This is a genomic window from Streptoalloteichus tenebrarius, assembly GCF_024171885.1.
GTDB lineage: Bacteria > Actinomycetota > Actinomycetes > Mycobacteriales > Pseudonocardiaceae > Streptoalloteichus > Streptoalloteichus tenebrarius.
The window spans coordinates 18,755-33,489 of record NZ_JAMTCP010000029.1; the positions used below are offsets into that span (position 1 = coordinate 18,755).

At 72.1% G+C, this 14,735-nt stretch carries 12 protein-coding genes; 3 read left to right on the forward strand and 9 right to left on the reverse strand.

The genetic code is table 11. The features are described 5' to 3' along the window. The first annotated feature begins 66 nt into the window (after positions 1–66). The gene (locus LX15_RS21660; protein WP_253671458.1) at positions 67–720 is read left to right on the forward strand and encodes a TetR/AcrR family transcriptional regulator; all 654 of its coding nucleotides are present in this window, start codon (positions 67–69) and stop codon (positions 718–720) included. Positions 721–889: 169 nt separating this feature from the next. On the opposite strand, the gene LX15_RS33610 is transcribed toward LX15_RS21660, so the two are convergent. The 8 genes from LX15_RS33610 to LX15_RS21695 all read right to left on the reverse strand — a co-directional run bounded on the left by LX15_RS33610 (position 890) and on the right by LX15_RS21695 (position 11,571). Beyond that, positions 890–1,207 (reverse strand): helix-turn-helix domain-containing protein, encoded by a 318-nt coding sequence (locus LX15_RS33610; protein ID WP_372502770.1) that lies wholly within the window; start codon positions 1,205–1,207, stop codon positions 890–892. A 370-nt stretch (positions 1,208–1,577) separates the two neighbouring features. Then, a complete protein-coding gene (locus LX15_RS21665; RefSeq protein WP_253671459.1) occupies positions 1,578–2,060 on the reverse strand; it encodes a hypothetical protein in 483 nt (160 codons plus the stop codon). Between the two features lie 503 nt (positions 2,061–2,563). Further along, positions 2,564–3,691 (reverse strand): S1 family peptidase, encoded by a 1,128-nt coding sequence (locus LX15_RS21670; RefSeq protein WP_253671460.1) that lies wholly within the window; start codon positions 3,689–3,691, stop codon positions 2,564–2,566. A 901-nt stretch (positions 3,692–4,592) separates the two neighbouring features. Further along, the gene (locus LX15_RS21675) at positions 4,593–5,696 is read right to left on the reverse strand and encodes a hypothetical protein (RefSeq protein WP_253671461.1); all 1,104 of its coding nucleotides are present in this window, start codon (positions 5,694–5,696) and stop codon (positions 4,593–4,595) included. Positions 5,697–5,895: 199 nt separating this feature from the next. Beyond that, entirely contained in the window at positions 5,896–6,666 is a 771-nt protein-coding gene (locus LX15_RS21680; RefSeq protein ID WP_253671462.1) for an ESX secretion-associated protein EspG, read from the reverse strand. A 7-nt stretch (positions 6,667–6,673) separates the two neighbouring features. After that, positions 6,674–9,493, reverse strand: coding sequence for a hypothetical protein (locus LX15_RS21685; RefSeq protein ID WP_253671463.1), 2,820 nt, complete (start codon positions 9,491–9,493; stop codon positions 6,674–6,676). Beyond that, positions 9,490–9,918 (reverse strand): hypothetical protein, encoded by a 429-nt coding sequence (locus LX15_RS21690; protein ID WP_253671464.1) that lies wholly within the window; start codon positions 9,916–9,918, stop codon positions 9,490–9,492. Before LX15_RS21690 ends, LX15_RS21685 begins: the two co-directional genes overlap by 4 nt. Before the next feature lie 135 nt (positions 9,919–10,053). Continuing rightward, positions 10,054–11,571: an MFS transporter gene (locus tag LX15_RS21695; protein ID WP_253671465.1), complete on the reverse strand. Its 1,518-nt coding sequence runs from the start codon at positions 11,569–11,571 to the stop codon at positions 10,054–10,056. Between the two features lie 104 nt (positions 11,572–11,675). On the opposite strand from LX15_RS21695, the gene LX15_RS21700 reads away from it, so the two are divergent. Continuing rightward, a complete protein-coding gene (locus tag LX15_RS21700) occupies positions 11,676–12,293 on the forward strand; it encodes a hypothetical protein (RefSeq protein WP_253671466.1) in 618 nt (205 codons plus the stop codon). A gap of 4 nt (positions 12,294–12,297) precedes the next feature. Here the strand turns inward: LX15_RS21700 and LX15_RS21705 are convergent, their stop codons facing one another. Next, positions 12,298–13,056, reverse strand: a complete 759-nt coding sequence (locus tag LX15_RS21705; protein WP_253671500.1) for a GntR family transcriptional regulator — start codon at positions 13,054–13,056, stop codon at positions 12,298–12,300. 386 nt (positions 13,057–13,442) lie between these two features. On the opposite strand from LX15_RS21705, the gene LX15_RS21710 reads away from it, so the two are divergent. Continuing rightward, positions 13,443–14,732, forward strand: coding sequence for a sugar ABC transporter substrate-binding protein (locus LX15_RS21710; RefSeq protein ID WP_253671467.1), 1,290 nt, complete (start codon positions 13,443–13,445; stop codon positions 14,730–14,732). Positions 14,733–14,735 lie beyond the last annotated feature (3 nt).

A 14,735-nucleotide genomic window follows, 5' to 3' on the forward strand; every position in this document is an offset into this window, starting at 1 on the left:
GTCCCCTCCTCATCACCACGAAGAACTTTATACCCGGTACAAGTTTGAGCTTGGTACTTTTTTCTCGTGGCGGAGGGCCTGAGGGAACGGAAGAAGCGGCACACCCGGGAGCACATCTCGGCGGTGGCGACCAGGCTGTTCGTGGAACGCGGGTTCGACCAGGTGACCGTCGCCGAGGTCGCCGAGGCGGCGAACGTCTCGCGGATGACGGTCTTCAACTACTTCCCGCGCAAGGAAGATCTCTACCTCGACCGGTACGAGGAGCTCTGGGAGCTGTTCACGGGGGCGATCGAGCGCCGCGCGCCGGGCGAGTCGGTGTTCGACGCGGTCCGCCACCTGCTGATCGGCATGATCGAGCAGGGCCATCCGCTGTCGGCGCTCCTCGACGACGTGCACCGGTTCTGGGCCGTGGTGCGGGAGAGCGAGGCGCTGCGCGCCCGCGTCCGGGAGCGTCGGGAGGAGATGGAGGACGTCCTCACCGAGGTGATCGCCAGGGAGACCGCTCGACCCCCACACGACCCGACGGCCCGCCTGGCCTCGGCCACGATCTGCGCGGTGCTGTGGGTCGCGCACGCCGAGGCCCTGCGTCGGCTGGAGGCCGGGGAACGGGCCGACGACATCCGGCCCGACCACGTCCAGATGGTCAACGACCAGTTCGACCTGCTGGCCTCGGGCGGGCTGGCCGACCTCGGCCGGTGCGCGGGCTCCCCGGACCGCTGAGCGCCGGGCGCGGCCGGGCCGTCGACAAGGTCATTCCGAGGGCACGATGAGGGGATTCTTGAGCACCCCGATCTCGTGCGACTGATTAACGAGCACCAGGAGCACAAGGCCGCTCAACCGCGCCCGACGCAGCGCTCCTCCACATTCAATCAGGGTGACAGTCAGCGAGCTATGTGCCGTCGTGTCGGCGGCCAGGAGATCGAACGCGATCGGGAGACAACGCTGAAGTTCCTTCCCGTTGTTTCCGCCGTTTCGCCGATTCTTTTCTTGCTGCCGCCCATCGTCGAGCCAGGTAGTCGACCACCTCACTCTCGGGGACCCTCGGAGCGCCTCGCCCCGTCCCGAGACGAACCTCAACCAAATCTCCGGACTGAACGAGCCGTAATACTGTTCGCTCCGAGCAGTTCAGAATCTTTGCCACTTCTGCCCGAAAGAGCAAACGCTCTCCACTAATAGCGGCACTCACGCTACCTCCATGCGTGCCCACTGAACCAGATCTACCCGCCCCAATCGACCTCCTTTACACGCTTCGGCGCCGCATCACGAGCCGGTCCACCGCAGCCAGCACAAGCGCCACGAACACCAATGTAGGCCCAAGCCACCGCAGCGCGGGCAACCAGATCAGCAAGAAAGCGATAATGGCTGCGCCAATAACGAGTCCACGCGACAGTGTGCGCATGGGAAGAAAAGATGCGGACAGAACCAGGAGCGGCGAGCCAAACACGACGCACCAGAAGTAGAAATCACTGTCACCCATAGCACCCTCTCAGTAACTCTCTGTGCGGAGAGTAGCACAGTCGAGTGGAGCGGTGGCCACCCCACGAGGATGTGGGGTGGCCACCTCATATGCCCTCAGATCAGGAGCACTTCACAACCCTGACACCCACTGGGGGCCAACCAAACTTCGCGTACACCTGGTAGCAGCTGTCACCTTGGAGAGGGTTCGCGGCCAGCGCGACGACGATCGCAGCAAAGGCAGCGCACGCGGGCTTGACGAAGGCGGGAATAATGGGCGCAGCGAGACACATCGCCGTCACAGCAGCGGTGCCTCCCGACTTCGCAGTGTCATAAATTCGAACTGAGGTGTCGTGATCGAAGGTGTAGGTCGCTTCGGGAGCGGGCGCAGCCAGGGTGTCATCATTGACGGGTTGGGGAACGGCGACCGTGAGGCGCCAGTCGCTGTCACCGACTCTCTGGGAACCAATCTTCTCCATGGTCAGGTCTCTGACCGCGGGCGCCGAGGTCTCCGCCGCAGTAGCCGCGCCAGAGCCCGCAAAAAGGGCAACGCTGGCGACGAGCGCCGTTGCCAGGGTGCGCGCGAAATTCTTCAGGAAAGACACGAGTGTGAGCCTTCTTTCTCAGCGTCTTTTCTAGTCGGATTGGACGCGACTTCCGGAAGCCGCCCCGATCGTATGAGAGTTGAGATCGAGCGTGCAATCAATGAAAGAGGTCTGACGGCGACACTCCGTAATACCAGCCTCACCCAGTTGGGTGACTGCCACTCCTGCCGTACCGCCGATCACCCTCCCATCCCCTCCGTTAGAAGGTTGACATTCATGTTCTGCCCCAACGAAAGGAGGGGGTCACGTCGGCAACGATCGTCGAGGCCATTAGACCGAATAGTGGAAACTGAGAGAGAATGTGACCCGCACCACTTGTCAAGAGATGTCTTCTCGTGACGTCACATTGTTTCGTCCTCCGATCTCCGAACACGCCGAACGAATGGAGGAACAATCAAGGGAAGACAGCGGAAGGCGCCCCTCGACCTGGTCGAGGGGCGCCTCCGACCCCGGAACGCGGTCGGCAGGGGGCGGCCGCGTGCCGGCGGGGAGAACGGACCGACTCAGCCCGTGACGAGCTTCAGGCTGTACCGGCCGAGGATCGGGTTCACCGGCTGGAAGTAGGTGGTGCCACCCGAGGAGCAGTTGCCGGAGCCGCCCGAGGTCACGCCCTGGGCCTGCTGGCCGCTGATGAACGAGCCGCCCGAGTCGCCCGGCTCGGCGCAGGCGCTGGTCTTGGTCAGGCCGTTGACCGTGCCCTGCGGGTACCGGACGGTCTGGTTCTTGGCCTGGAGCGTGCCGCAGCGCCAGCCCGTGGTGGAGCCGGAGCGACAGATCGAGGCGTTGACCGACGCCTCCTGCGAGCCCTTCACGACGATGTCGCCGTTGCCACCCTTGACCAGCGGCTTCGGGGTCCAGTTGGAGTTGGTCCTGACCCACGCGTAGTCATTGCCCGGGAAGACCGAGCCCGCGAAGGTGCCCTGGGCGACCCGGTTGTAGCCCGAGGTGCTGGCGCCGGTCTTCCCACAGTGCCCGGCGGTGACGAACCCGCCCTCCACCGAGAAGCCGATCGAGCACCGGGAGCTGTTCCCGATGTAGTAGGCGTCGCCGCCCCGCAGGTCGTACAGCGGGCGCGGGGACTCGGTGGACTCCACGACGCGGATGGCGTCCGCGTCGACGGTCGCGGCGAAGGCCTTGGCCTGCTCGACGGCCCCGGGGCTGACCGTCACGACCACGGAGTTGCTGACCGGGTCGACGTACCAGCTCGTCACCGCCTGAGGGGCGGAGGCGTCGCGCGCGTCCAGCGCCGCCTTGACCTCGTTGAGCCGCGCCTCGCTCCGCCCGACCAGGGTCGGCTCGGCGCCGGCGGCCCTGACCCGCTCCACCGAGGCCAGGTCGGTGACCCCGACCACGAGCTTCTGCTTGATCGCGTCGTAGTGCGCGCCGCCGAACGCGGCGCCGAGCGCGCCACGCAGGGACTGCTCCGCCTCGGCGGCCGCGGTCTCCTTGGCCACGCGCTCCTTCGCCTGGTCGGCGGTCAGGCCGAGGTCGCGCTGCATCGCCGCGAGCATCTCGGGGGACGCGGTGTTCCCCGCGTCCGGCGCGGCGCCGGCGGGCAGGGTGAACGTCGCGGTCGCGCCGGCCACGAGCAGGGCGGCCCCGACGATCCGAGCCGCGTTCATCGGCTTCATGGTTTGTCTCCCTCGCTTCGTGTTGCAGGGGTGGCCCGCGGGCAGGGAGGGGTGGTGCGCAGGGACGACCCGCGGGAGGAGGCGGAGCGGCTCCGGAGGGGGTCCTCGGGGGCCGACTGGTGGTGGCCTGCCATGGCGCCCCTCCCCTCGTGTGGAACCGACTCACCCGTTCGGTAACAGGTCCTCCTGCTGGGCGACGTTATGGAGGCGTGACTATTACGGAAAGCCGCCAATCGGGGCAAAGCGTGTCACAGATCACCGCGAGATGGTTGCGGAATGTCACTTTCGTGTCGATGTTATGACGTTATGTAATGACACTTCCGTCGGTTGGCGGTGGTGGGCCACCCGAACGGCCGCCGGAGTCGCGATGGTTGGTCAGCGCGCCGGAGAGGACCCGGAGCGGGCGCGGCGCGGCCGGCCGACGCCCCGGGCCGGACGGGGGCGCGACAACGGGACGACGTGATTGACCTGGTCGGATCGCCCGACCGGCGGCACCCGTGCGGTCAGAGGGGGCGGCCGGACCAGGCCGCGTCGCCCCGTCGCCGCCGGGCGGGAAACCCGCGAGGTCACGCCCCGAAACAAGATCAGAAATGACGGAGCCCCGGATTCCCGGCGAAACTGTTCACATTCTTTCCCACTCACCGTTCCCGTGACGAAAGAACAGGGAAAGAAAACGGCGGGAGGTCCTTCCCGGCCACGTTCCGGCGATCACCGGACAACGGTGCGCGGATTCCGGGAAGCGCCGGGTGCTCCGTGGGAAAGTGGGCAGGAGAACTGCCCCTGTCCCGGCCACCCAGAACGACACAGGACAACGCCGCGCCCAGCGGTTGACGAGGTGGCGACGGAAAAGGCCCGCCGGTCACGCCGCTCCCCCAAGCGACGCGACCGGCGGGCCCGGTTCTCACCCCTGCCGTTCCACCCCCGGCACCGGCGTCTGGCGCTGTCCCACGCCGGTGTCGGTGCCCTGGCCGGAGCCGGAGCCGGCGCCAGTCCCGGCCCCGGTCCCGGTGCCACCGCCGGTTCCGCCGGTGCCCGTGCCGGGGTTCGGCGTCCCGGTGGGCTGCTGCGGACGCGTCGTCGGCTGCGGCTTCTCCGGCTGCTGGCTCGGGCTCGGCTTCGGCGCGGAAGTCGTGGGCGGCGCCTCCGAGGCGCTCGTCCCCGGCTGACGCGACGTGCTCGGCACGGGCGCCTCCGACGTGGCCCCACCGGTCGGCCGCTGCTGCCCGCCGTCACCGGTGGGGCGCTCGTGCCCGGTCGGCACGGGGGCCTCCTGCTCCGGCTCCGGCCGCATCTGCGGCGCGGGCCCACCCCGGAGGATCTCCCCGACCGTGCTGCCGGAGCCGCCGCCGGACAACGGCTCGCCCCGGACCCACTCGACCCCGGTCACGACCAGCATGCCGAGCACGAAGCCCAGCGCGCTGACCGCGGCCACCCTCGTCCAGCGCTGGCGCAGCCACTCCTGCCACCCCTGCCGCCCGGCGCGGGTCCCGGTCGAGCCGGCCGCGCCCGCCTCGCCGGCCGGCTCCGGCCGCCGGATGATCCTGGTCGTCTCCTCACCCTGACCCGCCCCGACGGCGGGCTGGACGGCCGTCGACCCCACGGGGCGGACGATCTGCGTCGCGTCGTCGTGCGTCATCGGTCGCCCCACCCAGGTCGTGGTCCGGTCGTGGCCGTCGCCCCAGCGCGTGGTCTCCAGCGGAGCGCCGACGGCGGTCCGCTCCGCCTCACCGGAGCCCCCGCCGATCGGCAGTTTCGTGGCGACCACCTTGACCGTCTCGCGCGTGCGCTCCAGCGAGTGCTGGTACAGCGCGCTGCCCACGGTGGTCACGACGCTGGCGACGCCGGCGCCGAGCACCGTCCCCGCCACGCCGAGCCGGGCGCCCAGCACGGCGGCGGTGACGGCGGCCAGCGCGCCGCCGGCCACCTGGGTCAGCTTGATCTCCAGTCGAGGCTTGCGCTCCTCGTCCGTCGTGTCGGTTTCCTGCCGCTTTTCCGGTTCCGCCATCTCTTCCGTCTTGCCGCGACTCCCCGGACCGTCACCCAGCGCGCACGCGACGCGCCACGGCCGCCCGGTTCTCCCGTCCTCCCCAACGAAACGGACGTGCGAGACGTGCCCCGGGGTGGGCCGCCGTGACGACAACCACTGGGAGGCAACCCCGTCGCCCCCCATGCTGAGTCCACAGTGGACGATCGTCTTCTCCGGCTCACACCGGGGCCGCGCCCAGCTCCGCGACCCGCTCGACGAGCAACGCGGCCGGGCAGGGGGAGATCGTGAGCCACGGCCGCCCGTCCGAGCCGGGAGCGCGCTGGAAGAGGAACCGGCCCCGCGCGGTGTCCAGCACGGTGAGCGACGTCCCCGCCCCGTGCCGCCGCCCCAGCTCGTCGACGCCGGCCGGCTCGAACCGCGCCACCCCGGTCCTGGCCGCCGTGACCGCCTCGCCCACCAGCCGGGCCAGCTCGGCGCGCAGCCCCGCGTCCATGAACGCCGCCGTCACCTCACCCAACGTCGACTCCCGCCGCACGATCCCGTCCAGCAGCTCGGCGGGCATGGCGACGGAGGTCCCGGCAGCCGGTGGCACCTCCGGCAGCAGGGACAGCGCGGACGCGGCCAGCTCCGCCGCGGGCACCTGGTGCAGGTGGAGGGCGTCGGCGTCGAGCACCGCCCACACACCGCTGTCGCCGCGCCCGGCCGCGGTCATCGCCCGCAGCTCGCCGCGCTCCGAGCTGACCCGGACGTCCACCGCGGCGACCGGCCGGGCGAGCAGGCACAACGCCCACTCCAGCCCCTCGTCCAGCTCAAGGCCGTCGCGCAACCCCCCGGCGGCCAGATCGGCGCGGACGGCCTCGGCGAGGGCCGTCCGTTCGCCCACGGTCGCGCCCACCGCGGGCACGTCGATCACCAGTGGCCGTTCCCCGAGGTCGAGGTCGGACCAGCAGACGTCGTAGGCGGCGTGGGAGAGGACCCAGTAGCTCACGGCCGGTTCACCGCCGCGCGTCCCGAGGCGAGGGGTCGGCCGCCGGCTTCGAGATCATCTCCGGCTCGCCGGCCAGGTTCCCGGCTTCCGCCAGGTCGGGCAACCGGTCCCTACCGAGCCTGAGCACCGCGCTCTCGGACAGGAAGCCCTGCCCGCCCGGCACCCCACCCAGCCCGCTTCGCACCCGATGGGCGCTGACCTGCCCCGGGGCGTCAGCTCCGCCCTCGACACCGGCGGCCCCGCCGCCACCCGAGCCCCGTGTCCGCACCTCGGTAGGCCAGTCACCCCCGTCCGCCAGCCGGTCGGCCCCGTCCGGCTGGTCAGCTTCGCCGCCGACCGACGAACCCCCGAACTCGGCAGAACGGCCCTCAAGACGGCCCTCAGGGCGATCACCGGGCACCGCATCCCCCACGCCGCCGATCCCCACCCCAGCCACGACACCGGGCTCACCCGATACGGACGCGGAGGACATGACCTGGTCAGGGGCGGTAAGTGCGCCCCCGACGACACTGGCGGCCTCGCCACCACCCGAATCCGGTGTCCGGATCTCGGCAAGCTGGCCGCCCCCACCCACCGGCGGGACCGCTTCGCCGCCAACCGACGAGCTTCCGAACTCAGCGGAACCGGCCCCAGCACGATCGTCGGGCACCGCGTCCCCCACGCCGCCGATCCCCACCGCGCCGAAACCGCCACCAGAAGCCCAGCCACCCACCGTGACTGGCCCGCCCGCCAGGGCACCGGGCTCACCCGACGCGGACTCGGAAGACACGACCTGACCAGGAACGGCAGGTGCGCCCCCGACGACGCCGGCGTCGCCGCCACCACCCGAGCCCCGTGTCCACACCTCGGCACGCCAGTCACCCCCGTCCGCCAGCCGGTCCGCCTCCCCACCAACCGACCAGCTTCCGAACTCCACGGAACGACCCTGGGGATCATCGTCGGGCACCGCATCCCCCACACCGCCGGTCCCCACCCCAGCCGCAATACCGGGCTCATCCCGCACCGACTCGGAGGACGTGACCTCGCCAGGGGCAATGGGTGCAGGGAGTCCGGCGAGGCTGAACGAGGTAGGGGCACCAGGCACTGGGAAGGCCAGGCCAGGCACCTCCGCTGCGTCGTCGACGCCAGCGTCCCCACCGCCACCCGAGTCCCGTGTCCGGATCTCGGAAGGCCGGTCGGCCCAGTCCAACTGATCAGCTTCACCGCCAACCGACGGGCTTCCGAACTCAGCGGAACCGGCCCCAGCACGACCGTCGGACACGGCATCCCCCACACCGTCGGTCCCCACCGCGCCGAAACCGCCACCAGAAGCTCGGTCGCCCGCCGCGACCGACCCGCCCGCCAAGGCACCGGGCTCACCCGACGCGGACTCGGAAGACGCGAGCTGACCAGGGGAAACAGGCGTGGGCGGAAGCCCAGCGAGGCTGGACAGGGCGGGATCGTCGGACGCGGAGCGCGCCAAGCTGAACACGACAGCCCCACCCCCGACCTTGGTGCCCCCGACACCACCCGAGTCCCGTATCCGAATCTCAGAAGGCCGGTTGGGCCCATCCGCCGGCGGGGCCGCTTCCCCACCACCCGACGAACCCGCGAACTCGGCGGAACGACCCTGGGGATGATCGTCGGGCACCGCATCCCCCACGCCGCCGATCCCCACCGCGCCGAAATCACCGCCAGAAGCCCAGCCACCCACCGCAGGGCCAGCCTCACCCCACACGGCATCCGAGGACGCGACCTCACCGGGGGCAATGGGTGCAGGGAGTCCGGCGTGGCCGGGCGAGGTGGGGGCACCAGGCACTGGGAAGGCCAGGCCGGGCACCTCCGCTGCGTCGTCGACGCCGGTGGCCTCGCCGCCACCTGAGTCCCGTGTCCGCACCTCGGTAGGCCAGCCACCCCCGCCCGCCAGCCGATCAGCCCCGCCCGGCTGGTCAGCTTCGCCGCCAACCGACGAACCCCCGAACTCGGCAGAACGGCCCTCAAGACGGCCCTCAGGGCGATCACCGGCCACCGCATCCCCCACGCCGCCGATCCCCACCCCAGCCACGACACCGGGCTCACCCGATACGGACTCGGAGGACATGACCTGGTCGGGGGCGGTAAGTGCGCCCCCGACGACACTGGCATCCCCGCCGCCACCCGAATCCGGTGTCCGGATCTCGGAAGGCCGGCCGCCCCCGCCCGCCAGCCGGCCAGCCCCGTCCGGCTGGTCAGCTTCGCCGCCAACTGACGAAGCTCCGAACGCGGCGGAGACGATCGCCGGCGTGCCGGAACCCCCGTCGAAAGGGCCACTGGGAGCGTGGTCGCCCACCGCCATCCGGCCGGGCGGCGGCTGGTAGCCCAGGAGATCAGCGACGTTGCGGGCGCTGTTGGCCTGGTAGACGCGCATGCGGCGCCGGGCCTCCTCGTCGGCGGCGCGGCAGGCGTCCTCGACGCCCGCCACGTCCTCGCTCCACGGGGTGGCCGACCGGTGCAGGGGCGTGACCGGCCCCGCCACGACGTCGGGCACGCCGTGTCGAACCTCGTCGAAGAAGGCCGACTGCCGCGCCAGGCACACCGCGATCCGCTCGGCGGCGTCCGCGGCGGAGCGCCCGTAGCCGGCCAGCGGGCTCATGCCGTCGGCCGCGGTGCGCGCCGCCGGGCCGGTCCACACGCCGCCCGCCGCCGCGATCGCCTGGTCCACCAGGGCGGCGACCTCCATGAACCGCGCCCCGACGGCCCGCCACCGCTCCGCCATGGCGGTGGTCGTCGCGGCCGAGCCCGGCCCGGTGTGCAGCCAGGCGTGGATCGTGCGGTGGTCGACGTCGTTGAACGTCCGGTCGTAGCTCATCGCGCGGCGTCCCCGAACCTGGCGTCGGTCGCCGCCTCGGCCTGGGAGCGCTGCCGCAGGGCGGCTTCCAGGTCGCGCGCCGTGGCCTCCAGCGCCGTGCGGTACTCGGCCACCGCCCTGGCCAGCGCGCCGTCACCGCTGGTCACCCCCAGCGCGATGTCCCTGACCACCTGCTGGCTGACCGGGTCGCCGCCGGGAGGGTCGACGTCGGCGAGCCGGCGCGCGTCCTCGGCCACGCCGTCGAGCAGCTCCAGCGCCGCCCGCAGCCGCTCCAGCAGCGCGGGGGCCTGGTCGGGGCGGACCAGGAAGCCGTCGCCCGCGACGGCGGCCGCCCCGACGACGACACGGGAACCCACCGCGACGTGCGGAAACACGGTCTCCGTCGCGTCGGCCGGGCGGGCGGCCACGCTGTCGGGGATCTCCACGGCTCCTCCCAGGGGTCGTCGACAGACCCGCGCGGGACCGGCGGGCACGCGCCGGACGCGCGGCGACGGGCGGGCGGCTGGATAGACGTTCCCCGCCCCCTCCCGGTTCCCCCGCTCACCCGTTCCGGGCGGTGGTCAGCGCTCGACACCCCGGGGGCTCAGGTGCGTGGGCGGCCCCTCCACGCCGCAGCACAGGCACTCACCGGGGTGCGCCAGCTCGTGCTCGGCGGGTTCCGGCTTCGCGGCAGCCGACGCCAGCACCCGGTTGTCCACGCCGGACGCGACCAGGCCGGCGACGACGCACAGGCCGGCGCACACCAGCAGCGCCGTCCGCCAGCCCTCGGTCATCGCGGCGGGGTCGGTGTAGTCCGCGCCGCCGAGGCCGGCGACCGTGGGCAGCACCGCCACCGCCAGGAGGGTGCCGGTGCGGGCCACCGCGTTGTTGACCCCGGACGCCACCCCCGCGTACCGGTCCGGCGCGGCGGCCAGCACGGTCGCGGTGACCGGCGCGACCACGGTCGCGAGGCCGACGCCGAAGACCAGCACGCCGGGCAGCACCGCGTCCACGTAGCCGCCGCCCGGCACGACGCGCCGCAGCAGGAGCAGGCCGACCGCGATCACCAGCGGCCCGACGACCAGTTGCCACCGGGGGCCGACCCGCTCGGCGAGCCGCCCGGACCGGGCCGAGAGCACCAGCATGAGCAGCGTGATCGGCAGTCCTGCCAACCCGGCCGCCGTGGGCGAGTACCCCAGCGACACCTGGAGCTGCACCACCAGCAGGACCATCACCGCGCCGAGCGCGCCGTAGACCAGGAACGTCGCCAGGTTGGCGAGCAGGAACACACGGTCGGCGAACAGGCTCGGCGGCACCGTCGGCCGGTCTCCCCGCGCCTGCCGCGCCCCGAACCACACCAGGGCGAGCACACCGACGACACCGGCCCCGATGACGACCGGGTCACCCGCTCCCCGGACCGGGGCCTCCACCAACGCCCCGGTCAGGCCGGCGAGGCCGAGCGCGCACAGCGCGGCGGCCAGCACGTCGGGCCGGCCCTCCGCGCCCGCGTCCCGGGTCTCCGGGACGAAACGCGCGGTCAACCACCAGGTCAGCGCCGCCACCGGCAGGTTGACCAGGAACGCCAGCCGCCACGACCACGCCTGCACCAGCAGCCCGCCCACCAACGGGCCGACAGCGGTGGCGACGCCGGACAGCCCCGACCACGCGCCGATCGCGGTGGCCCGCTCACCCCTGGCGAAGACCGACTGGAGGATGGCCAGCGAGCCGGGCGTCAGCAGCGCCCCTCCCACCCCCTGGAGCGCCCTGGCCACCACCAGCACCTCGGTGGACGGCGCCACGCCGCACAGCGCCGAGGCCACCCCGAACCAGACGACCCCGATCCGGAAGACCCGACGCCGGCCGTACCGGTCGCCCATGGCCCCGCCGACGAGGATCAACGCGGCCAGGGTGAGCAGATAGCCGTCGAGGACCCACTGCAACCCCGACACCGACGCCCCCAGCTCGCGGCCGAGCGCCGGCAGCGCGACGTTGACGATGGTGCTGTCCAGCATGGCCATGCCGGAGCCGAGGGTCGTGGCCGCCAGCACACCCCTGGCCCGTCCCGTGCCCCAGCGGACCTCCGGCCCCGTGGTGGTCATGCCGGTCAGGCTGCCCCCGGGCGGCGGCGGGTGCCACCCGGACGGGGCGCGGCCTCAGCCGGTCCCGACCCGCGCGCCGGCGTTTTCAGCGATCATCGGTAGTCGTGCGGGAACCTGACTGGAGACAACCTCGCCCGACCAGGGCAGACGTCGAGCGGATGTGGCGCGACCTCGTCGTGCGCCCCCTGTCAGCCCACCCGCTGGCGGTCGACGAGCTGTTGGACGCGCTGCACGACCGCTACCCCAGCGGCGACACCGCGTTCACCGGGTTCGCGCTGGGCGACCACCCGGTGCTGGCCTGGCACGCCGCCCGCGACCGCCTGTCCGAGATCGGCTTCCCCTCCCGGTTCCTGCACCACCCCGCGGTGGTCGACGCCCTGTCGTCCCCCGGCTTCCGCCCCGCCATCCACGACGTGGAGTTCACCCCGGTCGACCCGTTCACGCTGCCCGGTCGGATCGCCTCCTACGTGCACCACGGCGGCGCGTACCACCACCCGCCGGCCGACCCCGACCGGCGCGCCGAGGACGCCATCGCGTCCCTGGAGCTCGCGACGGCGCTGTGCGCCGCGTTGTTCGGCATGCGGCTGACCGACCTCGTCGTGGCCTACAGCGACCGGCCGTGGAGCGACTGGTTCTTCGGCACGATCGGGGACGCCACGTTCGTGGTGCTGGACCGCGCCGCCCGGAACCTGTGGCTGCTCTGCGTCAGCGACGACGCCTGAGCCGCTACCGGGTGGGCGGGTTGAGGGTGGCCACGAACTTGTAGCGGTCGCCGCGGTACAGCGAGCGCACCCACTCCACGGGGTTGCCCTCGGTGTCGAAGGAGTGCCGGGACAGCAGCAGCATGGGCAGGCCGACCTCCGCGCCGAGCAGCTCGGCCTCCTCCGGGCTGGCCAGCGCCGTCTCGATCGTCTCCTCGGCGTGTCCCAGCTCGATCCCGAACCGCTCGCGCAGCACCTGGTAGAGCGAGCCGCCCGCGCCGATGTAGCGGCGCAGCCCCCGGAAGCGGCCGAGGGCCAGGTGGGTGGTCTCGATCGCCATGGGCTCGCCGTCGGCCAGCCGCAGCCGGCGCAGCCGGAGCACCTTGGCGCCGGGGCGCACGCCCAGAAGCTGGGCCAGGTCGGGGTCGGCCGCCTGCTCGGTGGCCTCCAGCAGCCGGGAGGCCGGCTGCCGGCCGACCGCGCGCATGTCCTCGGTGTAGGAGGAGAGCTGGAGCCGCTGCGCCACCTTCGGCTCGGCGGCGAACGTGCCCTTGCCCTGCACCCGCAGCAGCCGGCCCTCCACGGTCAGCTCCGCCAGCGCCTGCCGGACCGTGGTGCGGGAGACGTCGAACTCCGCGGCCAGCGACCGCTCGGTGGGGATGGGTGAGCCAGGGGGCAGTGAGCGGAGCAGGTCCAGCAGGTGCCGCTTGAGCCCCCAGTACTTGGGCTCGCGCTGCGCGCGTGTCCGCACCCCGTCGCCCGCGGCCGGCGTCGTGTCCAGCATGGCCTCCTCCTGTGTCCCGAGGGGTGCGCGCACCCCGTCGCCGGCCGTGCGCGGAGCGTCAGCCCCGCCCGCGGCCGCCTGCCCCGTTCCCCCAGACGCCCGCACCGGGTCGGCGGCCGGGGTGAAGGGAGACTCGCTCATGGCCACCTCCTGCGTGCGGCGTGCGTCGGTGTGCGTCGGTGGGGGTGCCGGCGCCCTCGTCGATGGCGTTCAGGATGCCGCGAAACCCCGGTGGCGTGCGATGAGATCACACACGCCAGTCATCCGACCTCTTTGTCACAGCTTCGCAACCCCCTTGACAGCTTCTGTGACGGCCCACACTCTGCTCACATTGGTCTACACCACTTCGACGCCCGGCACTGGGGCCGGGCCGGGAGGGCGGCAGAGTGAAGCGCTGGAAGAGACTGGCCGTCGGCGCCGCGGCGCTGGCGGTCGCGACGAGCGGCTGCGGCATGGGCGGGAGCGGCGGCTCCGGCGGCGGCCAGGGCGACGACAAGACGCTCACGGTCTGGCTCATGGACGGCTCGGCGCCGAAGGGCTTCACCGACGACCTCAACCGGGAGTTCGAGGGCCAGCACCCCGGCGTCAAGGTCAAGTACGAGATCCAGCAGTGGAAGGGCATCCAGGACAAGCTCACCACCGCGCTGGCCAGCAACAACCCGCCGGACGTCATCGAGCTGGGCAACACCCAGACCGCGCGGTTCGCCGCCGAGAACACCCTGCTCGACCTCACGGGCTCCGCCAAGGACCTGGCCGGCGACCAGTGGCTCGGCGGCCTCAAGGAGTCGGCGACCTGGGACGGCAAGCAGTACGCGATGCCGTTCTACGCCGCCAACCGCACGGTGATCTACCGCAAGGACATGTTCGAGAAGGCCGGCGTCACCAAGACCCCGACCTCCCGCGCCGAGTGGCTCGACGCCATCGCCAAGCTGCGGGCCGCCAACGCCTCCGACCCCGAGTTCGAGGCGCTCTACCTGCCCGGCCAGTCCTGGTACGTCTGGCTGTCCTTCCTCTGGGACGAGGGCGGTGACGTGGCCAAGCAGGACGGCAAGTCGTTCAAGGCCACGCTGGACAGCGCCGAGGCCAAGGCCGCCGTCGAGTTCTACAAGCAGCTCGTGGACGCCTCCGGCACCAAGGCGCCGAAGGACCAGGACGAGGCCACCCCGCAGCAGTTCGAGATCTTCGCCAAGGGCAAGACGGCGATGATGATCGCGCTCCCGTGGGAGCACGGCAACGCCGTCAAGGCCGACCCGAAGCTCAAGGACGTCACCGCGGCGTTCCCGGTGCCCAGCAAGGAGGCCGGCAAGTCCGCGCCGGTGTTCCTCGGCGGCTCCAACCTGGCCATCCCGGCCGGCAGCAAGAAGCAGGACCTCGCCAAGGACTACCTCAAGCTGCTGTCCGGCGTGAAGTTCCAGAACAAGTTCGCCAAGGAGAGCGGCGCGGTGCCCGGCACGTCCAAGGACGTCAGCGCCCTGGCCACCGACCCGGTGGCCGGCCCGATGGCGCTGGCCGCGCAGAACGGCAGGGTCACGCCGACCACCCCGAAGTGGGGTCCGGTCGAGGCGGGGCAGAACCCGCTCAAGGACATGCTGACCGCGGCGCTGACCGGCCAGAAGTCGCCGGCCGACGCGGCGAGGGACGCCAACGCCAAGATCGGCCAGGCGCTGGGCGGCTGAGTC